This is a genomic window from Bradyrhizobium aeschynomenes (genome assembly GCF_013178945.1).
GTDB classification, from domain to species: Bacteria; Pseudomonadota; Alphaproteobacteria; order Rhizobiales; family Xanthobacteraceae; genus Bradyrhizobium; species Bradyrhizobium aeschynomenes.
This window is the reverse complement of sequence record NZ_JABFDM010000008.1, coordinates 63,042-84,104: the sequence shown is the minus strand read 5'-3', so window position 1 is coordinate 84,104 and position 21,063 is coordinate 63,042. Positions and strand designations below refer to the sequence as shown.

Below are 21,063 nucleotides of genomic sequence, written 5' to 3'. Positions count from 1 at the left end.
CGTGGACGCGCTATCGATCTCCACCGGACCGCCAGAGCATCCGCTGCTCGACTTCACGGCCCTGCTGCGTCAGGGCCTGACCGAGCTCGAGCGCCTCGCCGGCGAGCAGTGGACCGACTTCAACGCCCATGATCCCGGCATCACGCTGCTCGAGGCGATGTGCTACGCCCTCAGCGATCTCGGCTATCGCACCTTTCACCCGATCCCGGATCTGCTGGCGGAAGCCGGCAAGACCACCGAGGCCTGCCTGTTCACGCCGGCGCAGGCGCTCACCTCCCGGGCGGTCACGCCGGATGATCTGAGGCGCATCGTGCTCGACGTGCCCGGCGTCAAGAATGCCTGGATCGTCACGGCGGACGGCGCGTCGCTCCCGCTTCGCCATGATCCGGACGCCAAGACGATCGCGATCGACCGCGATCCGACGCCGCCGGCGAGCTCCGAGGCCGTCGCGCCGCGCGGCCTGTGGCGCGTGCTGGTGGAAAAGTCCGATCTTCAGGACATCGATGCCGCTGTCGTCCGGCTCGCGGTCGCACAACGCCTCTCCGCCAACCGGCCGCTGTGCGAGGATTTCGACGACATCGTCATGCTCGATCCGATGCCGGTGGCCGTGCGCGCCTCCGTCGAGATCGGCGAAACCGAGAACGGCGCCGACGTGCTGCTCGGCATCTTCGAGCGGGTCAGCGCGCTGATCTCGCCGTCGGTGGGATTCCTCAGACTCGACCAGGCTCTCGCGCAGGGCGCGCGCAGCGACGAGATCTTCGAAGGCCCGCCGCTGCTGCGCGGCTTCGTCGATCCAGCGACCTTGCCGGCAGCCGAGCGCCGCGTTGCGCTGCATACGTCGGACGTGATCCGCGCGATCATGAGCGTGCCGGGGGTCCGCGCGGTCCGCTGGATCCTGCTCGCGCGCGCCGGCAGCCCGTCGGCCGAGCCGTGGTCGCTGACGCTCGACGAGACCGGCGCTGCCCGTCTCGATCTCACCGCCAGCAGCATCGAGCTGGTCAAGGATCGCCAGCCGGTCATCGTCGACACTGCCGGCGTGATCAGCGCGTACGGCGCGCGTGCGCGCAGCGCGCGGCTGTTTCCGGAACTCGACACGGCCGAGCGCGATCTGATCCCGCGCCCGGGACAAAGGCGGGACGTCGCGCACTATCTGCCTTTGGAGTCCGACCTGCCACGGCTCTATGGCGTCGGTGCGGGCGCCCTGCCCGATTCGGCCGACGACGCCCGCAAGGCCGCGGCCAACCAGCTCCGCGGCTATCTGGCCGTGCTCGACCAGCTGCTGGCGAACGAATTCGCCCAGCTCGCCCACGTCGCCTCGCTGCTCGGCATCGACGAGACGTCGCCGCGCACCTATGCCGCACAGTATGTCGGCGACGATCCGGATCGCGATCCGATCCTCGATCCGACCTTCGGCCCCGATGAGCTGGCCGAGCTGGTCGAGCCCGAGCAGCCGCCGGGGGCGATGAAGCGGCGCAACCGGCTGCTCAACCACCTGCTCGGGCGGTTCGCCGAAACCGTGACCGACGATCCGCAACTGTCAGCGACCGCGGCGCCACTCGATGCGGATGCCGCGACCGCGCGGCTCTTGCAGGCCAAGCGCGAATTCCTCCGCCGCATGCCCGAGCTCGGTGCAGGGCGCGGCACGGGCGTCGACCTGCTCTCGCCGGGATCATCGCCCGCCCTGATCGACCGCGTACGCCTCCGGCTCGGCTGGCCGGCCGCGGGCGAGACCAGGTTCCTGCTGGTCGAGCACATCCTGCTGCGCGCGCTTCCGGAGGACGAGATCAACGCGCTGCCGCTGCTCGCGGCGGCCTCGCGCAACGATCCATGGACGGCGCAGCTCACCTTCATATTTCCATCGCGCTTCAAGACGCTCGAAAGCATGATCCAGCGCATCATGCGCGAGGAAACGCCGGCGCATCTCACCGCCTATCTGCTGTGGCTGGATCCCGCTCCCTTCGCCGCCTTTGCTGCGACCTACGACGATCTGCTGCTGGCTCTGCGCCACCATCGGCTTGCCGACCGTCTCGGCGTGAAGGCCGATTCCGTCCTATCGGGGCCACTCACATGAGCGGCGCAACCTCGAGCACGGCCACGGTGTTGCGCCTGCGCGAGGCACGCAACCGCATGCTCGAGGCGCTCGGGCTCGGCGAGACCTATCCGGTGCGTGACCTGCCAGTGCCCAACGAGCGGCTCACGGTTGCCTTCAACGACATTGCGACGATCAAGATCGAGATCAGCGAGACGGGCGTCGACTACGGGCTGCGCAACAAGACCGGCGACGCGGTCGGGGCCACCGTCAAGGGCACCGGCAAATCGGTGGCGCTGACCACGCCGCCCATTCGCGACGACGTGACCTTCACCATCCATGCGCGGGCGCCGAATGGCCGCGAGGCGGACCTTTTGACAACGGCGGGAGTCAAGGTCGGACTCGACCTCTCGCTGGCGGCAATCGTGTTGCCCGAGGATGGCCCATCTCCGCGCATCCTGAGCTACAACACGGCGATCACGGTGCGCCTGCCCTCCAGCCAGGACGGCGTCGACTACCGGCTGGTCCGTTTCGTCAACGGTGACCCGGCGCATCCGGACGACGTCGCCGCGGCCGCGCAGGACGACGTCGTCTCGGTCGGCCAAGCCGTCCGAGGTACCGGTGGGCCGATCGAGCTGGCGAGCAAGCCGCTGCAGGCCGACACCGAGATCAGGATCCGCGCCACCAAGACATTTGACGCCGCCCTGGCGCGTCCAACGCAGACCAACCTTCTGGCCATCCGCCTACGCATCTACGTCAGGGCCAATCCGGATCTGTCTCTCGCGCCCGAGCCCGGCGCCATCGTCGACTTCCTATCCGTTCCCAAGATCAGGCTCGCCGCCGCCCAGGGCGGCGTCGACTACCGCGCCGTGCTGCTGCGCCTGCCTGATACGGCCTTCGCGCAAGGCGCACCGCCGGGCCCCGGTCTGCTTGCCGTGCCGGTGCCGGGCCAGCCCGACGTAATGATCCGCCTGCCGTCGCTCGCGGCGGCAGATCCGAGCGCCGTGCCGCAGGGTTTTGCGCTCGGCGCAGACTGGCAGCCCGGCGCCAATGCCGACCTGCGGCTGATCCTGCCGCAAGCCACCGCCGACAGCGTCGTCGCGATCGCCGCGCGCAAGACCCATGCGACGGGGACGACATCGTTCTCGTCCTGGATCTGGCTGCGCCAGATGCTGGCGGTGCTGGTGCGCCCCAATCCCAAGCCGGGCCTCAGCGTCACCGTCACGCTCGCGGGCGCCGCAACCGACGGCGCGATGACGATCGCGGGCGGTCAGGCCGGCGTCTACTACACACCGCGGACGGCGCAACCTGTGCCGGCCGTTCTTCCGGCTTATGTGCACCAGGGCAGTCCGGAGGACGCCAACGTCAACAAGGGCATCGGCCAGCTCGAGCTGGAGGTCGACTTCGCCGTGACGCGCGACGGCCAGCCGCCGCTGCCGCCGGTGGTGGAGACCGGCGCGAGCGCGGTCGGGACGTCATGGACGATCGGCGCGATGAAGGCGCAGAGCCGGGTCGGCATCGATCTGCCGAATCCGGCCGTCATCACCGCGGTGCCGGCCGCGCAGCTGACCGCCGCGCTGATCGATCGCGGCAGCATCGCCCATGTCATGGTGCCGGCGAGCGCAGCCGCTGACAGCTACGCGCTGTTCCAGGAGACCTCAGCGGACGACATCGCCATCGGCGCGGCGCGCGACGGCAATGGCCAGGCGCTCGATTTCGCCTCCGCTGCCATCGCCAACGACATGGTGCTGGTGCTGTCGGCCACCAGCAAGGCAGCGATCCCGGTGCGACGCCGGATCCGCTTTCCGGTTGCCGTCCGGCCCGATCCGACATGCCCCGTCCGCGCCGGCGATGCCGCCGTGCCCGCGGGCAATCGCGCCAAGATCCTCGTCGACAAGACCCAGACGGAGATGAGCTATCAGCTCGTCGCTGCGGGCGCGCCGGTCGGCGCAGCGCAGCCGGGCAATGGCGACACCCTCGCTTTGCTCACCGATCCGATCAGCGCAAACACCACGTTCTCGATCACCGCAACCCGGCTCAATCCGCCGGTCGCAACCGCCACGCTGGCTGCGACCGCAACCGTCACGCTCAAACAGAACTAGGACCGTTCGTCGCGCGCCATGTCCCAGCGTCACACCATTCATCGCGAGATCGTCGAGCTGACCGTCGCCCATGCGGCGACCGCCGAGCGCGTCAGCACGGCCGTCTCGGACGTGGTCCGCGAGGCGCTGACGCCGCTGTTGGAGCGCATCTTCGATGAGCTCACGCCGCATGCCGAGCTGATCCGGATCGACCGGCTCGAGCTCGATCTCGGACGGCTCGATATGGATTCGCTGTCACGGGAGCTGCCCGCGCGGATCGCCGCCAGACTTCCGGGCGCACTGAGGTCATCGGTTGCACTGAGCCACCATCCTCAATCGACAAGCCCCGCGCCAGCCGGCCGGGCGAAGCCTGCGGCCGACGCGGCGGCGCTGCTCGTCATCAATCACTTCGTGACGACCGGCACCCTGCCGTGGTGGTGCGACGGCCACGATCGCGACCTCTTGAACCGCGCTGCGGACTCGGCGCTGCGACAATCACCCGCCAGCCTCGCGCACAGCCTGCGCGGCCTCCTCGCCGATCCGGCGGCCATGAACCGCCTCATCGGTCACCTCGCCGACACCACGCTGGAGCGCATCGTCGCGGCGCTCGCGCCCGAAGGCACCGCCATTCTGCGCCAGCTGGCAGAGCTCTTGGAAACCTCTTCGATCGCCGACCTGACGCCTCGACGCAAGCGCCTCGCAATCTGGCGCGGCCTGCTGCAGGCAGCCTGTGCCGTCCCCCACACCGACCCCGTCGAGACCGCGCTCACGAGCATCGCCATCGCCGCCGGCATGACCCTCACGGCGCTCCTGGAGGCCTGCGCGGCCGCCCTGGCAATGCGGCCATCACCGGCCGATCTCGTCGCCCGCGTCGCCGAGCTGGAACGCATTCATTCGGCGCTTGCCTCAGAGCCGCCGCGGACGCCGCGCAGCTGGCCGCCAAGCCCGATGCTCGCAGGCTTGCATGCGGAGCTGGCGCCATTGGCAGCCCGATTGGCTGAACGAGAACAGCCGGCATGGGCGGAGACCTTCGCGCGGCTCGCCGAGGCTCCGGCCGGCCCGTCCTTCGACACTGCGCTGGCAGCCGTGCTCCGGCCGTTGCGTCAGGCCGGATTGATCACGCCAGCCGATGCCGAGCGCCTGGAGGCGCGGCTCTCGCGTCGGCCCGCGCCTGTTCGTCAGGATGATCGTGAGCGCAGTGCGCCCGACGACGTTCATTCCGTCATGGCCGCGGGCGTCTGCCTGCTGTGGCCCTTCCTGCCGCGCTTCTTCGCCCGCCGCGGTCTGCTCGACGGCGACGAAACGGGCTTCGTCAGCCTGGCCGCGCAGCAGCGCGCCGTGCTGCTGCTGCATCATCTGGCGACCGGCGAGCCTGACGCGCCGGAATTCGCGCTGCTGCTGCCGAAGGCGCTGTGCGGCCTGCCGCCGTTCGATCCGTGCGAGATCGCCGAGCCCGTCACCGACACCGAGCAGGCCGAAGCCGGACAGCTGATCGATGCCGCGATCGCGCATGCGAGCTGCCTCGGCGCGATCTCGCAGGCCGGCCTGCGCGAGACCTTCCTGATGCGGCCGGGCCTGCTCGGCACGCGCGACGGCGCCTGGCTGCTGCGGCTGGAGCGCCGCGGCGCCGACGTGCTGTTGGAACGGCTTCCCTGGACCCTGCAATGGCTGCGATTGCCATGGATGCAGGCGGCGATGCGGGTGGAATGGTGAGCGCGCTGGAGCAGAACGCGGTCGATCTGGACGCCGAGCTTGGCTGGCTCGCGCAGCTGATTGACGCACGCTTCAAGCTGTATTTCAACCTCGACCGCGCCGAGCCGGCGGCCCCCTCCGGGCCGCCGGACCTGTCGCAGTCGCCGTCGCCCTATGCGAGCTTCCTGCGCGAGCACGCTTGCGATTTCGCCGAGCGGGTCGCGCTGGTCCTGGCCCTGGCGCCGCATCTGCGGCCGCAGCTGCTCGACGTCTTCTTCACCCGCAACCAGACCTTCGACCGCCGCTTCGCCGAGTTCGGCGGCGTGCGCAAGGAGCCCGACGGCGACTTCTGGCCGACCGGCGAGACGCTCGCCTTCATCATCGGCGGCACCGACCTCGCCACCCGCTTCCGCCTGCAGGCGCTGTTCGAGCCGGATCATCCGTTCGCCCGCCGCGGGCTGTTGCGGGCCGCGTCCGGCAACGACGAGCCGGTGATGAAGGCGCGGCTCGTTCTGTCCGAGGATGCGCTGGCGCTGTTCACGCGCGGCGAGCAGCGCCGGCCGAGCTTCGGCGCGCACTTCCCCGCGCAGCTGATCGAGACGACGCTGGACTGGAGCGACCTCGTGCTGCATCCGGCAACGCGCCAGGGTCTCGGCCAAATCGAATCCTGGATCGCACATGGCCACACCTTGATGCACGACTGGCGCATGGCCGCCAAGCTGCGTCCCGGCTATCGCAGCCTGTTCTACGGCCCGCCCGGCACCGGCAAGACCATGACCGCCTGCCTGCTCGGCAAGTCCACGGGACGCCACGTCTACCGCGTCGACCTGTCGATGGTCGTGTCGAAATTCATCGGCGAGACCGAGAAGAACCTTGCCGCCGTGTTCAACCAGGCGGAGGGCCGCAACTGGATCCTGCTGTTCGACGAGGCCGATGCGCTGTTCGGCAAGCGCAGCGAGACACGCGATGCGCATGACCGCTACGCCAACCAGGAGATCGCCTTCCTGCTGCAGCGGATCGAAAGCTTCGACGGCATCGCCATCCTCGCCTCCAACCTGCGCGACAACATCGACGACGCCTTCGCACGCCGCTTCGAGTCCGTGATCTACTTCCCGGTGCCGCGTCCCGAGGAGCGCGAGCAGCTGTGGCGGCAGGGCTTCTCGCCCAAGGCGCAGTTCGCCGGCGATCTCGACCTTTCGAAGATCGCGCGCGACTACACGCTGTCTGGCGGCTCGATCATGAACGTGATCCGCCTCGCCTCGCTGCAATCGCTGAAGGACAACGGCCGCCCGATCGGCCGCGACGATCTCGTCGCCGCGATCAAGAGCGAGATGATCAAGGAAGGGAGGGCGGCATGAAGCAGACGGCCACGCGCGCCGCACCCCAGGCGGCGCAGAGCCAGAGCGCGCGATCGAACCGCGGTGTCGCGCTGTCCCCGCCCCTCACCTTTCCTTCGGTCGCGATGCTGCAGCCGCGGCTCGAGATCGGTCCGGTCGATGATCCGCTGGAGCGCGAGGCCGATGCGATGGCCAGCCGCGTCGTCGACGGTCCTGCAAGCCGTGCCATGCCCGCGTCCCTGAACGCTGTCTCCGCGGGCCCGCCGCGCATGCAACGGCAATGCGCCTGCGGCGGCACCTGCTCCGACTGCCGCAAGGACCTCATGCAGCGCAAGGACGCCTCCGGCAGCACCGCGGCGTCGAGCGCCGCCATCGCGCCGCCGGTCGTGCACGACGTGCTGCGCTCGCCTGGCCAGCCGCTCGATGCGGCGACGCGCGCCGATCTGGAGCCGCGCTTCGGCCGGAGCTTCGCAGCGGTCCGCATCCACACCGATGCAAATGCCGCCGCCTCGGCGCGCGCGGTCGGCGCGCAGGCCTACACGGTCGGACACAACGTCGTATTCGGCAACGGCCACTACGCGCCTCAATCTCCGGCCGGCCGCCGGCTGCTGGCGCATGAGCTGACACACGTCGTGCAGCAGGGCCGCGGCGCGCCGCTGCGGCTGGCGCGCAAGCCGGGAGGCCCCGGGACGGCGCTGACGAGCGGGATCGGCCAGCCCGCCGGCGGCTGCGGCGTGTGTCAGCTGCCGATGCATGCCGGCACCGCCGCGCACAACTGGATCGGCGGGCATTTCGTCGCCAGCGGGCTTGGCAGGAAGGAAGTGCGCGTCTTCCGCGGCTGGGGCAAGGGCAATAGCGGCCGCCTCGATCTCGCAATGATCGATCTGAAACGGCACGCGATCTATACCGGCGAGGTCAAGCCGGACAGCGCGGGCGGCCGCGCCGCCGGCGTCCGCGATCAGCTGTTCTACCGCGCCATCGTCGCGGCCGACAAATGGTACCAATCGTTCAACCACTATCATCTCACGGCGAAGCAGTGGAATCCGTCCGGCGCTCCGGTCGGCTGGCTCGTCACCAAGGGCCTGCCGAAAAACTGCGGACAACTGATCTTCGTCAATCCGGCGAGCCACGGCCTCTATCTCTATCATTGCGAGCCGCGAGCCACGCTCCAGCAGCTGCGCCCGGAATGCGCCTGCGATCAGATCCCCAAGTCCGACAAGAAAAAGGACAAGGGAAAAGAAAAGGAGAAGGAGAAGGAAAAGGAGAAAGACAAAGAGAAGGACAAGGAGAAAGGCGGCGAGAAGGCCGGCGCCGCCAATGTCGGCTTCGGCATCTCCCTGTTCGGCTCGAGCGTCGGTGGCGGCAATGCCGGCGTCGGCGTCTCGGTCGGCTCCAACAGCGCCTCGGTCGGCACCGCGGGTGCAGGCTTCAGCTGGTTCTCCGACAGCGCAGCGGCCGGTGCCGCCGGCGCCGGCGTCTCCGCCAACGACACTGGTGCGACCGCGCTCTCGGCCGGCGCCGGCATGAGCTCGGATTCGCTCGGCGGTTCGGTGGCGACTGCGGGCGCGGGCAAGTCCTCCGACAACACCAGCGTGGCCGCTGCCACCGCAGGTGCGGGCAAGAGCGAAGGCAATCTGTCGGCGTCGGCGGCCACCGCCGGCAAGGGCGAAGCAAAGAACAACGTCGTTGCCGTCGCCAAGAGCACAGGAAGCGGCAAGGCCGAGAACGCGATCGGCGCCGGCGTCGGCTCGCCGCAGAAGGGCGCACCGGCCGCGCCCGTGCCGGGTTCGCCGCAAGGGCAGACCTCGACCGGGACGACCACGCCGGGCGCAACTACGTCAGGCACGCCGGGCCAGACGACCGCCGGCCCGAGCGCGCCGCAGGGACAAGCGACCACGCAAGGCAAAGGCACCGGTACGGGCAGTGCCGACAGGCCCGGAGCGACCGGAAGCGGCAGCGGCAAGACTCCGGGGCCGGGGGTGAGCGGCTCCGGCACCCAGACCCCGGGCACCAAGACCGGCGATGCTCCGACGGGCCAGAGCACCGGCGCGCAAACACCGGGCGGAAAGCCCGGCGGCGCGCAGCAGACCGGCACACCGCAAACCACCGGCGACGCCGGCAAGGGCACGGCCGGGCCGACTGCGGGAGCGGTGCCCGGCACCTCCTCGACCGCAACGCCGGGCAATGCGGCGACCGGCGCGACGCCGACGCCGGGCGGCATGGTCATTCCCCTGACCTCGCCGAATGCGACCGAGGCCGAGCAGCGCCTGGCGCAGCAGGAAGCCACCAAGGTCGCGCTGATGCTGAGCAAGGCCTCGTCCGGTCAGATCGCGCTGATGCAGCATTTGATCGACTCCTCATCGGACAAGCAGTTCCGCGTGCCAACCGCGCAATGGGTGGAGACGATGATGCAGGTCACCGCCGATATCACCCCGGACGATCTGGCGTTGCTCAAGACGCTCAACTGGAAGCCGGGCCATCTCTCGCCCGACGAGCTGCGCAAGCAGATCGTCGAGGCCCTGAAGAAGCGTCACCAGAGTTCGAGCGGCGCCACGGCCGCGCCCGCGCCGTCGAACGCGGCACAGAAGGACGGCGGCAAGTCGGGCACGACCGGTGGCAAGGGAGGCAAGGGTGATAAGGGATCGGCATCGGGCGACAAGGCGCCGCCGGCCCCCAGGGGCAAGCAGACCGAGCCGTCATTCGGCAAATCCGGCGGCTACACGCTGGCGCGCGCCTTCACCGGCGATCGCAGCAAGACGAGCGAGCGCGACTACAGCTTCGTGACCAACGCGCCGATCACGACTGCGACCAAGGCCGGCGATCGCGTGCTGATGACGCTGACCTGGATCGGCGACGACGGCAAGAACTACTATCATCAGCTGACCTACGAGGTCGTGGGATCGCCGACGACGGAGACCGATGCGAAATACAAGGGCAAGACGCTGCTGCGATTTGCCCTGAAGACGACCAATGCCGACCTCATCAACATCGCGCCGGACGGACAGGAGCCGTTCCTGATCAGCCCCGGCCGCTCTGCCACCTACCGCATCTTCACCAACTGAGAGCAGCGATGAAGACGGCCGCAGCGAGAACCGCCACCGCTCCCACGTCCGCATCAACGCAGCGGGCGGGCGCCGGCTTGGCGCTCCAGCCGCCCTCCCCGCTGCTGCAGCCCCTCCAGGCGCGACTCGAGATCGGCGCGGTCGACGATCCCGCGGAGCGCGAGGCCGAGGCGGTTGCGCGCGCCATCGGCGGCGGGCCTGCTTCTTCGGCACAGATCGGCACATCGACACGGGCGCCTGCGCTGCAGCGCCAATGCGAATGCGGCAGCACCTGCTCTTCTTGCAAGGAGGACAAGCTGCGGCGCCAGGCCACGCAAGGCGGCAACGATGCGCAGGCGGGCGTTGCGCCGCCGATCGTGCACGAGGTGCTGCGCGCGCCCGGCCAGCCGCTCGACCGCCCGGCACGCACGGCCATGGAAGGCCGCTTCGGCCGGAGCTTTGCCGCCGTGCGCATTCACACCGATGCCCGCGCCGCAGCCTCGGCGCGCGCAGTCGGCGCGCAGGCCTACACGGTTGGCCACAACGTCGTGTTCGGCGCCGGCCGCTACGCGCCGCACTCCAGCGCGGGACAGCGCCTGCTCGCCCACGAGCTGACCCATGTGGTGCAGCAGCGCGGCGAACACACCGTGCTGCGGCGTGCGCCGGACTACGACAAGATGTCGATCGACCAGCTGCGCAAGCTGGTCAGCAGCGGCGACAAGACCGCGGTCGAGGTGCTACAGAATCGCTATGCGGCGATGAGCGACGGCCAGCTCGCGCAATATGCCAAGGGCACTGACGAACTGGCTGCCCACGAATATGCCCGCCGCGTGATCAAGCCGGTCGACGCAGCCGGGCAAGGCCGCTTCTCGCAGAACGGCATGCAGGACGTGCTGACGAAGGACATCAAGGCCAATCGCGCCGCCAGCGGCATCACGCGTGTCGAGCCCCACGCCGTCGCACCGGACATCGAGGTTCAGGGCGGCACCGTCGGCGCGGCCCGCACCGACATTCCCGGCCTGGAGAACCGCAGCTTCGTCGGCCAGTCCAAGCTGGCGGGCGGCCCGGGCTACAATCCGCAATCCAACTTCCCGCCGCACACCAGCCCCGAGACGCTGCCGCACACGCATGGCCATGCCGAGCAGCATATCGCCGATCAACTCGAGGAGGCGCTCGCGAAGATTCCACGCGACCAGCTCAAGGGCCGCCGCGTCTGGATGCTGATCGAGCAGGAGGTGTGTGCGACCTGCGGCCAGGGCGCCACCAACGCCGAGACCGCCGCGGGCGTCTTGAAGAAGCTCAGCCTGAAATATCCGGAGCTGACCTTCGAGATCAAGAACCTGCAGAGCAGCAGCCTGACCGTTCTGAAGGGCTCCGAGACGGCTGTCGCCGCCGCGGAAGGCGCACAGGCCCTGCCCGGTGCGTCGGCAGGCAACCAGACGACCTCGGTGCAGGTCGAGACTAAGGTCGAGGTCGTCAACTCCGTCCGCAATCCGAATGGGACCACGGTGTCGGAGGTCCGCTACAGCTTCGGCAACAACCTCGAACAGGTCAACGGTTCGGCGCCGGCCGGCGCCAAGGTGCCCGCGCAGATCACGATCAGGATCACGCAGAACGCCGATGGCAGCGTCGCCGCCGTCGAGGCCTTGTCGGGTGAGCCGCAGGCGCTGGTCGAGGCGCTGGCGCAGAAGACGCTCGCCGGCGCGAGCGGCGAAGCCGGCGCCCTGGAAGGCGCCGCCGAGGGCACGGCAGCCGCCGCCAACGCCGGGCGCCGGATGGCGTTGCTGTTCAAGGGCCTCAAGATCGGCGGCATCGCCGCCTTCACCATCATCACCGGCTATCAGCTCTATACGGCAACGCCGAAGCAGCGCCCCCGTGTGCTGGCCGGCGCGGTCGGCGGCTTCGCGGGCAGCGCAGTCGGAGGCTACGTCGTCTGCAATCTCATATTCGGCATCGAGACGTTGGGATGGAGCCTCCTGTTCTGCGGTCTCGCCGCCGGCGGCGCTGGCGGCTATCTGGGTAGCAAGGGGGGCGAGGCTGCCTACGACGCTGCCACCGAGACCGAGCTCGACCGCGCCTACAAGCGGCTCGACGGCAAGCGGCCGAACGAGATCGCCGTCTACAATATCCTGATCGGCCGGATGCGGTCGGACGGCTGTGTCAACGCAGCCTTTGTCACCGAGTTCATGCGGATCTTCCCCGAAGGCGCCACCGACGCCGAGACGGTGCTGATCGCGGCGCAGCTCGCCGACGCCGAGATCCAGGGCCTCCCCCCTGGCGCACGCCGTGCGGCGCCCCCGGCGACATACGGCATGGATGACGTCTGCCCATCGTGTCACGGGCGGCAGCCGAAGGATGTGCCCGGACCGAAGATGACGCCGGCCGAAATCGACGCCCTCAACCGGATCCCGACCTGCTCCAGCGTCACCGCACAGGCGCTCACCGCGCTGCGGTCTGCGGTCAAGAACCTGCCGCAGAAGCCGCTGAGCCTGCCGGCAAGGGCGCAGCCGCAACCGGTTCAGCAACGCGATCCGAACGCCCATGCCAGCCCGCCCGGCTACACGCCGCCCGATCCCAACCGCAATGCATTCCCGACGGTGCAGGAGCAGCTCGGCACGGTGTGCCCGAACTGTCATGCGCCGAGCCGCGGCAAGGAGATGTGGAAGGACTACGGCTCCGGCAAGGAGATGTGGAAGGATTTCGGCTTCGGCAAGGACCCGAAGAACGACGAGGCGACGCGCAAATTCCTGCAGGACTGGCTGTCGAAATGACGCGGCCAGCCGGCCGATCTCACTATCATAAGCGTGCAACGACCGATTGATGCGCAAAGAAGATTGCCCGGAGGACATCATGACGCTCTCATCAGGTGAACTGGCTCAGATCGTCTGGGCGGAGACCAAGACGCTGGGCACCGCGCCCGCCGACGGCAGCGGCAGCGTCAACGGCGTCAGGCGGCTGGTTGCCCAGCTGGCCGCAGCGATGGACGGCACCGGCTTCGAGCGGCGCGATCAGCTGCCGTCGGTCCAGGACCGCGAGCTCGGCGGCACCGTGCGCGCGATCCTGTCGATTGCGGAGGACGCGCGCAGCGCCACCGCGCCACAGAGCCGGATGATCATCTGGGAGGCCGACAGCAACACCTTGCAGCTTAACACCAGGACGAGCCCGCCGCCGCCGGCGCCATGGGCCGATCTCGCGGCCGACAAGATCACGCATCAGCTGCATCAGACGCTCGTCAACGGCCAGACTGTGGACGTCTTCACGCGCGACGCCGCAACCGATGCGGGCTCCAGCGGCGCTGCGGTCTTCATCAACGCCATCACCGGCACCGGAATGCCGGGCGGCGTGGCCCCGATGGCCGAGCCGCGGGCGACGTCGAAAGCGATGCCGAAGACCGGTCTGCTCCTGTTCGTCGTCGCGCTGGCGCTGTTCGTGGTGTCGGCCCTCGGATCCTACGGCATGGGCGTCGGGGCACGCCTGTCGCTCGGCCAGTTCGTGCAGAACGCCCGCATCGCGACCGGCAGCACCGGCGCAGGGCTGGATTGCACGGTGGCGACCGCCGAGAAGCCGACCGTGCTCGACAGCGTCAAATGGCGGCCAAATGCCAACAAGGACCAGGATTGCCGCACGCAGTTCATGGCCGCGCAATCCATCGTCGCGTCGGCGCAATATCCCGATCCCGATGCCAAGCCCGGCAGCAAAGCCAGCCGCCAGACCACCTGGCCGGAATGGTTCGCCAGCCAGGCGCTGGCATGGTCGAGCGTCGTCAACGGCACGATATCGCTCGTGATCCCGTTCTGGCTGGCCCTGCTGTCGCTGCTGATGCTGTTCATTTCCTGCGGCTTCGGCGTCACCGGGCGCGCGCTCGGACCGATCATCGACGAGCGCAACCGCATGAGCCTGACGCTGGCCCAGCTCGCGATCTGGTCGATCATCCTGCTGTCGGGACTGCTGGTGTGCGGGCTCTTCAACTACGGCTTCGGCGGACTGCTGATCACCGAGCTGCAGCAGCAGGCGGCGGCGGCCACGGCCGCCAAGGAAACGCCCAACAACGCAAAGATCGCGCTCGACGCCTACAATCTGTTCCCGAGCATCCCGTTCTATCTCGCCCTGGTCGGCGGCTTCGCCGTCGCGACGCCGTTCCTGTCGCGCCTGATCTCGAACTCGACCATCGTCGGCACGCAAGACCAGACCGCGCCGGACGCCGCCTCGCCGACGCAGGCACCGAAATATCTGGCCGACAAGGCCGGCCCGGAGAGGGCCGCGCTGGCCGACATGGTGCTGCAGGAGGTGAAGGGACGCAGCGACATGGTCGATATCAATCGGGTCCAGCACGTCGCCATCACCGGCATCCTGAGCATCAGCTATCTGCTGGTGCTGTTCGACGTGGTCTCGAACATCGATGCCGTGCGCATCGTGTTCGCCGCCGCCCAGAACGCTTCGGTGCTGACCTCGATGCCGCAGATCGACGGCACCTTCACCTCGCTGCTGTTCGTCAGCCACGCCGCCCTGCTCGGCAGCAAGGTCTACGACAAGATGGTGCCGGCCAAGCGCGAGGGGTGAGGACGGCTCAGCTCCGGTGTCGGGCGAAGCCGCCCTGCGCGATGGCGTGAAAGACGAAGCCGAATGCCTCGCGCGCAGCGAGTTGCTGCCGCTCGCGCTTGTTCTCGTGCTTGTTGCCGTCGGCCCAGTCGCAGACCGCCTTGACGATGATCCAGTCGGTGTTGCGGTCGGCGCAGGCTGCATAGAGCCCGGCGCCTTCCATTTCCCCGCCGATCGCCTCCGGCTCGAACGATGTGAGCTGGTTGCGGAAGTCGAGATTGTCGACCAGCTTCTCTCCGGACAGCAGCAGCCCCGCGCTGACCGCCGCCCCGTCCCAGTCGGCCTCGGCCGCCCGGAGGCGCCCAAGCAGCCGCGTCGAGGCGGTCACGCGGTCGCCGCGGGCAATCAGCCGCAGCTGGCCCTGCGCATCGACGCCGACCCGCTGCAATTCGTACGGCCTGAGCTGTTGGCTGATCAGAATGCTGCCGATCTGATGTTTGTCGGGCGATACGCCAAAGGCGATGCCCGCAAGCACGACGCTGTGCGGCCGCAGTTCGTCGATCGCATCGCTGGCGGTGGCCTGCGAGGCTCCGGGCGCGCCAGCCCCCATCTCGCACTGGACCATCGCCACCCGTGCGCCGCCGAGCTCGCCGAAGTCGTAATAGGTCCGTCTCTGTCCGAAGCGGCGATCATACCCCCGGGGTCCCGGAAGGCTCTTGATATGACCCAGCACGGTGTCGCGCTCGAGCTTGGTCGCCACGACGATGAGCACATCGCATTCCAGTGGCCCGTTCATGGGCGTCCTCCGGATGACATCCCGCTGCCGCCGGCGCAGGCGGGCGCGGTAGATCGGCTCCATCTTCTCGCCGAGCAGCTTACGTTCCTGGGGTGAAATCTCATAGGATCTGGTCCACACATTGCTGCGATAGAGCGGCGCGAGCTCGTCTCGTGTCCGGACCTGATCGAAATAGGTCTTCCTGCTGGCGAGATAGATCTTCCAGTCCGGGAAGCGCTCGCTGAGAATGCTCGCAACCGGCTTCATCTCGAAGTAGATGGCAAGGTCGATCGAGGATTTGTTGGTGGCGAAGATGCCGACCTTGTCGATGTCCGGGTTCTGCACCAGCAGATGATCCAGGCGCCAGAGCATGTCAGCGACGATCCAGCGGCTGTAGGCCGGACCGAGGCTGCTGTTGCGCGCGCCCATGTCGAACACCAGCGCACCGAGCCCCACTTCGTCACCCCCAGGAGCATCGCCGGGATGCTGCTCCGGGTTGATCGCGAAGGTTGGCAGCCGCACCACGCGATCGACGCTGAGCTCCTCGTAGCGCAGCCGGCCCTTGACGAACGCATCGAAATCGTGCGCGCGCAGAACGAACAGCGTGTAATAGCCCTGGATGCGCCGGAGATGCGGCGCGTGCTGCGCGAAGTCCTCAAAGACGCGAATGCTGTAGGGATCGAGCTGCAGCCAACTCCGATAGGCTTCGGGTGGCGTGGTATCGAGCGCGTCGAGCCCGGCGTCGCAAGCGACATCGAACAGGTCGCGACTGTCTTTCGCTACTGCGAAGCGGGCCGCGTGGGCATCGACCCTGTCCGGCTCGAAAGCCGGCCGCCGGAGCCGTTGCAGCAGCGTGGCGATCTTCTGCAGTCTCACGACGGCCTCCGACATCGCACGTGGTTTCCACCCCCGCTACGAGTGAGGCAGATTCCAGAACGTTCCGTACCCATCCCGGGGCATCCCTGCCATGTGGTCCGGCCACTGATCCTCGCTCAGCGTCATCGCTTCTCCAAGCGCCATGACGCCATCCTGAAGCACGCGGTGCATCGCGTCCGGCCCGGCATGCGCCGTCCTGTACACCGGCGGCAGCTCCTCGTGATAGAGATGGTAGTCGCGGTGCAGCAGCTCGATGCCGAAGCGGTGGGGCTCGGCATGGTATTGGCTGCCGGGATACGGCACCATGCCGAAGATGTAGGACGCAAACAGCAGCCGGCGCCCGATCAGCTCGCAGACGTCGTCGATCGATCTGCGCATGTCGTCGAGGGTCTGCGTCGGCAGTCCGTTGATCAGGAACGAGCAGGCATTGAGGCCGGCATCCCGGACCCGCTTCAATGTATCGGTGAACTCCGCGCCGCCGCGGCCACCTTTCAGGACGCGATGGTCCGCGCCGCGCAGCGCCTCGATCCCGATCTCGATCCAGGCGCACCCGCTGCGCCGCAGGCCGTCGAGCAGGGCCGCATCGGTCAACAGGTCGGGGCGGGTCTGGATGTCGTAGATGACGTCGCCCCGCGCCTCCAAGGCCGCGCAGAATTCCAACGTCCGTTTCGGATGCATGGTGAAGGTCTCGTCGCCGAAATAGACGTGATGGTGGCGGCCATAGTGATCGCGATAGGCATCGAGCTCGGCGAGCACGCGGTCGATGGTGAAACTGTCGGCGCTGCGGCCGATGGTCTGGATCGTGCAGAACGGACATTCGAAGGGGCAGCCCAGCGCCCTCACCAACCGGATGTAGCGCAGGCACTCGCCGGCCTCGGCCGGAAACAGCTCGACAACCGGCATCGGGATCGCTCCGACCGGCAGCCAGGGATAGGTCCTCGCCGTCCTGACGATCCGTCCGTCATCCAGCCGCCGCACCAGATGCCCGACCTCGTCGAGCGGCAACCGTCCGCTCAGGCTGTCGAGCAGCGCCGGCAGCGCCTGCTCGCCGCGGCCGGCAATGACGAAATCCACCGCAGGCTCGGCGGCCACCTGCTCGGCCAGCGGCGTGGCTGCGACGCCGCCGAAGACCGTGCGGCACCGCGAATGAAGCTGCTTGGCGAGACCTGCGATCTGCAATGCGTAGCGCAGATTGGGCGCCATCGGCGAGAACAGGAAGATATCGGCGGGCACCTCGCGCAGCATGCGGGCCGTTGCCTCCTCATCGATTCCCGACAACTCGCAGCCGTCCGTGTAGAAGTCGATCGCGACCTGATCCAGGTACCCGCGTGCACGCAGCACGCCTCCGAGCCAATGCATCCAGTGTGGCAGTTCCCACATCACCTTGCGCATCGGACGCAGGTTCGGATGCGCTGCGTGGTAGCGGGTATCGAATGCTTGCCAATAGCGCCGCCGTTCCGGCACGATCACCCGCGGCATCGGCGTGTGAACGAAGGCAACCTTCATGGGGTTGCTCCGCCCAAGGCTCGCAACATGTGCCGGGGCAACGCGCAACGCCGTTCAGCCCGACTCCACCGCTGCGACCCGGCCCTTGCCATACCGAGCCGGGCGCATGGCGACGCACTTGACAAACGGAGCAATCGGGAAATCCACATCATCTCTTGGGCAGGATCTCATTTGCTTTGCACGAATGAAGCCCGGACTTCCGGGCTCAACTATCAATACGAATGGCCGGGCAGCTCCCCGCCCGTAATAATCACTCGCAACCTAACGCGGCTGCGCGGCCCGGACAACCAGGAGATGCACCACTCAGGGCGGCCCGGCTCCCCGGATGATGGAACAACGTCGGCCACACCGCCGATCTGAGCCCGGCGACCCGCTGCTCGTCGGGCGACTCACCTCGCGACGACGATACGTCCGCTCGGCACCCAGGCCTGCAATCGCATCCGGAACCGCCCTTCCGAAACGCTCATTTCACAAGCCGCTACAGGAGGATCGCGGCCGGCACCGCGCCATGCGCGACTTTTCTATTTCTTTTTTTCGGAATTTGTGGTTCAGTGCGCCTATCCCGCTCCGGCAACAGGGGCGTATCGCGATCGTCACGAGACGCGGGGTGGGATGCGGTGGCCGCGATCGTGCTGCAGCGTGCTCTGGTGCGCGCGGACGAACAGCTGATGGCGGACGTGAAGACGCGTGGTCCTGGCGCCCCGATGCTGGCGCCAAGCCTTTGGGGTGATGATGATCCCCTCGGGCGACGGTGGCTAACGAGCCGGTACACCGAGGAGAGCGCGAGATAAGCGTGAAGACCATCGCGTGGGGAATGCCGGGATGACTCGGCTGAACCTGTGGTGACTGCCGCCTGCTTTTTTTCTGCAGGCGGGCCATGGGTGCGGCCAGCGCCCGGCATTCCCCGCGCCCTCTTCAAAGGGCGGAACGGACCGGAGCCACCCGGGCGCATCCGCGCCGCGGGAACGGTTCATGACGTCCCGCTCCCGCGCATTCCGCAAATACGCTGTTTGACCCCGTGAACGCCTATTTGTCCGGCTCGCGCCTGTCAGGCGGTGCGGCGTCCGTTGCGGCTGATCTTCGCTGCAACGAAGTAGGACAACGGCATCGCGACGATGAAGCCGGCCAGCGCCGCCAGCGGCAGGTCCTTCATGGGGCTCGCCACCAGCCCCTGCACCGTCAACAACGCCGTGACCGCACTACCCGCCAGCACGGTGCCCAGCATGACCCAGATGAGAACTGCGACCTTGAACATCTGTCATTCTCCGTCATTCGGAACAACATCGATCCCTTGACATGACGATGCTCTGCCTGCCGTGCGCGCGCATCATTGATCTGAAACAACCGGACTCGACAAATGAAAAGAGGGAGGAGCGGCTGCCCCTCCCTCTTTGGCATCAGCTGCCGACGTCGCCGGCGCAACGGCCCTGCCGCGGTGACCCGAGCAGTGACCGTCCTATCGCGTCGGCGGTACGAAATGATCGTGCTTGCTCACCGACGTGCCGGTGGCCGGATCGGTGATCTTGATCTCGATGTCGACCGGCGTCGCGGGGAGATCGGCTCCCTTGGCCTCGATCGACATGCGAATTTCACGGGTCTGGTCCTGGCCGACGTCGATGATCATGCGGCCATCCTGCTCGCGCGTCTCGCCGGCCACCGTCACCTTGGCGTTCGGCAGGCCGACGACGTCGAGGACGAAGTCCCGCGCACCACGCTTGTTGAGCAGGCGGACCGTGTAGTCGTTGCGTACGCCGCCATCCGACAGCTGCACGAACAGCGGATTGCGTTCATGCAGGACGTTGATGCCCATCGTGCCCCGAGTCGCCAGCGAGTACAGCATGATGCCGCCGACGATGGCGATGAAGCTCGCATAGATGATCGTGCGCGGCCGGATGATCCGGTAGATTTCCGGCTTTCCCTCTTTCCGGCGCTGGACGTTGATATCGGTGTCGTAGCCGATCAGGCCGGTCGGCCGGCCGATCTGCGTCATGACGCTGTCGCAGGCGTCGATGCACAGGCTGCACTGGATGCAGCCGAGCTGGATACCGTGGCGGATGTCGACGCCGGTCGGGCAGACGTTGACGCACTGGTGGCAATCGACGCAATCGCCGGCCGGTGCCCCCTGCAACCGCGCCGCCTCGGCCTTCTTGACCGACATCCGCGGCTCGCCGCGATCGCCCTTGTAGGTGACATTGAGCGCCCATTCGTCGGTCAGCGCCGCCTGAATCCGTGGCCACGGGCACATGTAGATGCAGACCTGCTCGCGGGCGTGGCCGGCGAACACGTAGGTCGTCGCGGTCAGGATGCCGATCCACAGATAGGCCGTGAACGGCGCCTGGAAGGTGGCGAGGTCCTTCACCAGGGTCGGCGCATCGTCGAAATACAGCACCCAGGCGCCGCCGGTCCACCAGCCGATCATGATCCAGAGGAAGTGCTTGAGCGCGACCTGGCGAATGTGGGTGAAGGTCCAGCCGCGCTTGTCGCTGAGCATGCGCTCGCGCCGGTCGCCCTCGACCCAGCGCTCGACGGCGTAGAACAGGTCGGTCCAAACCGTCTGCGGACAGAGATAGCCGCACCACAGCCGGCCGGCCACCGCGTTCATCAGGAACAGGGCGACCGCCGCAATGATCAGGAGGCCCGTGAAGTAGTAGACCTCCTGCGGCCACAGCTCGATGAAGAAGAAGTAGAACCGACGGTGCGGGAAATCGACCAGCACCGCCTGGTTCGGCATGCCGGGACCGCGGTCCCAGCGCACGAAGGGCAGCAAATAGTAGATGCCGAGCGTGATGCAGAGAATCGTCCATTTGATGCGGCGAAAGCGGCCGTGCACGGCTGCCGGATAGACCTTGTCGCGCGCCTTGTAGAGCGGACCGACGATATAGGTTTCGTCCGAGTCAGCCATGAGATCCTCGCTTCATCTTCATCTCGCCCATCCTTCGTCCGACCGGCTCAGGAGAACGCGTTGCCGCTGCGCAGCCCCAGCTTCTTGAACACGATGGCCGCCGGACAGAAGCCGGTGAACGAGGCCTGGATCATGTTCACGCCCGCAAAGGCGGCAAGCAGGAACCAATACGGACTGACGTACCAGCCGAGCGCGAGGCTGAGAAGGACGACGAATCCTGCGAAGGTGAGAACTGCTTTGTCGACGTTCATGGCATAGTCCCTCATGGTTGCATTTGAGCGTAAT

Annotated in this window: 12 protein-coding genes; 7 read left to right on the top strand and 5 right to left on the bottom strand. The window is 67.8% G+C overall.

Annotated features, from left to right (window positions below):
- Window position 1 precedes the first annotated feature (1 nt).
- From HL666_RS22765 to HL666_RS22735, 7 genes are all read left to right on the top strand, one after another.
- Window positions 2-2,071, top strand: coding sequence for a baseplate wedge protein (locus tag HL666_RS22765; RefSeq protein ID WP_172183755.1), 2,070 nt, complete (start codon window positions 2-4; stop codon window positions 2,069-2,071).
- On the top strand, window positions 2,068-4,131 hold the full coding sequence (locus HL666_RS22760) for a hypothetical protein (protein WP_172113882.1): 2,064 nt from the start codon (window positions 2,068-2,070) through the stop codon (window positions 4,129-4,131). The genes HL666_RS22765 and HL666_RS22760 overlap by 4 nt, the downstream gene beginning before the upstream one ends.
- A gap of 18 nt (window positions 4,132-4,149) precedes the next feature.
- Complete coding sequence (locus tag HL666_RS22755) at window positions 4,150-5,823, top strand: contractile injection system tape measure protein (protein WP_172183753.1); 1,674 nt, start codon at window positions 4,150-4,152, stop codon at window positions 5,821-5,823.
- Window positions 5,775-7,160 carry an ATP-binding protein gene (locus tag HL666_RS22750; protein ID WP_246741610.1) on the top strand — a complete coding sequence of 462 codons (1,386 nt, stop codon included), beginning with the start codon at window positions 5,775-5,777 and terminating at the stop codon, window positions 7,158-7,160. The genes HL666_RS22755 and HL666_RS22750 overlap by 49 nt, the downstream gene beginning before the upstream one ends.
- The gene (locus HL666_RS34000; protein WP_210262044.1) at window positions 7,157-10,201 is read left to right on the top strand and encodes an eCIS core domain-containing protein; all 3,045 of its coding nucleotides are present in this window, start codon (window positions 7,157-7,159) and stop codon (window positions 10,199-10,201) included. The genes HL666_RS22750 and HL666_RS34000 overlap by 4 nt, the downstream gene beginning before the upstream one ends.
- A gap of 77 nt (window positions 10,202-10,278) precedes the next feature.
- A complete protein-coding gene (locus tag HL666_RS22740) occupies window positions 10,279-12,951 on the top strand; it encodes an eCIS core domain-containing protein (RefSeq protein WP_210262043.1) in 2,673 nt (890 codons plus the stop codon).
- Window positions 12,952-13,030: 79 nt separating this feature from the next.
- Window positions 13,031-14,740 carry a hypothetical protein gene (locus HL666_RS22735; RefSeq protein ID WP_172183749.1) on the top strand — a complete coding sequence of 570 codons (1,710 nt, stop codon included), beginning with the start codon at window positions 13,031-13,033 and terminating at the stop codon, window positions 14,738-14,740.
- A gap of 7 nt (window positions 14,741-14,747) precedes the next feature.
- Here HL666_RS22735 and HL666_RS22730 read toward each other — a convergent pair whose 3' ends face one another.
- The 5 genes from HL666_RS22730 to HL666_RS22710 form a co-directional block, all read right to left on the bottom strand.
- Window positions 14,748-16,370 (bottom strand): 5'-methylthioadenosine/S-adenosylhomocysteine nucleosidase family protein, encoded by a 1,623-nt coding sequence (locus tag HL666_RS22730; protein ID WP_172183747.1) that lies wholly within the window; start codon window positions 16,368-16,370, stop codon window positions 14,748-14,750.
- A 36-nt stretch (window positions 16,371-16,406) separates the two neighbouring features.
- A complete protein-coding gene (locus HL666_RS22725) occupies window positions 16,407-17,876 on the bottom strand; it encodes a B12-binding domain-containing radical SAM protein (protein ID WP_172183745.1) in 1,470 nt (489 codons plus the stop codon).
- Between the two features lie 1,048 nt (window positions 17,877-18,924).
- Window positions 18,925-19,131 (bottom strand): hypothetical protein, encoded by a 207-nt coding sequence (locus HL666_RS22720; protein ID WP_172115248.1) that lies wholly within the window; start codon window positions 19,129-19,131, stop codon window positions 18,925-18,927.
- A gap of 201 nt (window positions 19,132-19,332) precedes the next feature.
- Entirely contained in the window at window positions 19,333-20,778 is a 1,446-nt protein-coding gene (gene ccoG / locus HL666_RS22715; RefSeq protein ID WP_172183743.1) for a cytochrome c oxidase accessory protein CcoG, read from the bottom strand.
- 47 nt (window positions 20,779-20,825) lie between these two features.
- Window positions 20,826-21,029 carry a YgaP family membrane protein gene (locus HL666_RS22710; RefSeq protein ID WP_172183741.1) on the bottom strand — a complete coding sequence of 68 codons (204 nt, stop codon included), beginning with the start codon at window positions 21,027-21,029 and terminating at the stop codon, window positions 20,826-20,828.
- Window positions 21,030-21,063: the final 34 nt, after the last annotated feature.

Coding starts and splice junctions, on each gene's coding strand:
- HL666_RS22720 (WP_172115248.1), bottom strand. CDS start 19,131: ATGTTCAAGGTCGCAGTTCTCATCTGGGTCATGCTGGGCACCGTGCTG.
- HL666_RS22725 (WP_172183745.1), bottom strand. CDS start 17,876: ATGAAGGTTGCCTTCGTTCACACGCCGATGCCGCGGGTGATCGTGCCG.
- HL666_RS34000 (WP_210262044.1), top strand. CDS start 7,157: ATGAAGCAGACGGCCACGCGCGCCGCACCCCAGGCGGCGCAGAGCCAG.
- HL666_RS22755 (WP_172183753.1), top strand. CDS start 4,150: ATGTCCCAGCGTCACACCATTCATCGCGAGATCGTCGAGCTGACCGTC.
- HL666_RS22710 (WP_172183741.1), bottom strand. CDS start 21,029: ATGAACGTCGACAAAGCAGTTCTCACCTTCGCAGGATTCGTCGTCCTT.
- HL666_RS22760 (WP_172113882.1), top strand. CDS start 2,068: ATGAGCGGCGCAACCTCGAGCACGGCCACGGTGTTGCGCCTGCGCGAG.
- HL666_RS22735 (WP_172183749.1), top strand. CDS start 13,031: ATGACGCTCTCATCAGGTGAACTGGCTCAGATCGTCTGGGCGGAGACC.
- ccoG (WP_172183743.1), bottom strand. CDS start 20,778: ATGGCTGACTCGGACGAAACCTATATCGTCGGTCCGCTCTACAAGGCG.
- HL666_RS22750 (WP_246741610.1), top strand. CDS start 5,775: ATGGCTGCGATTGCCATGGATGCAGGCGGCGATGCGGGTGGAATGGTG.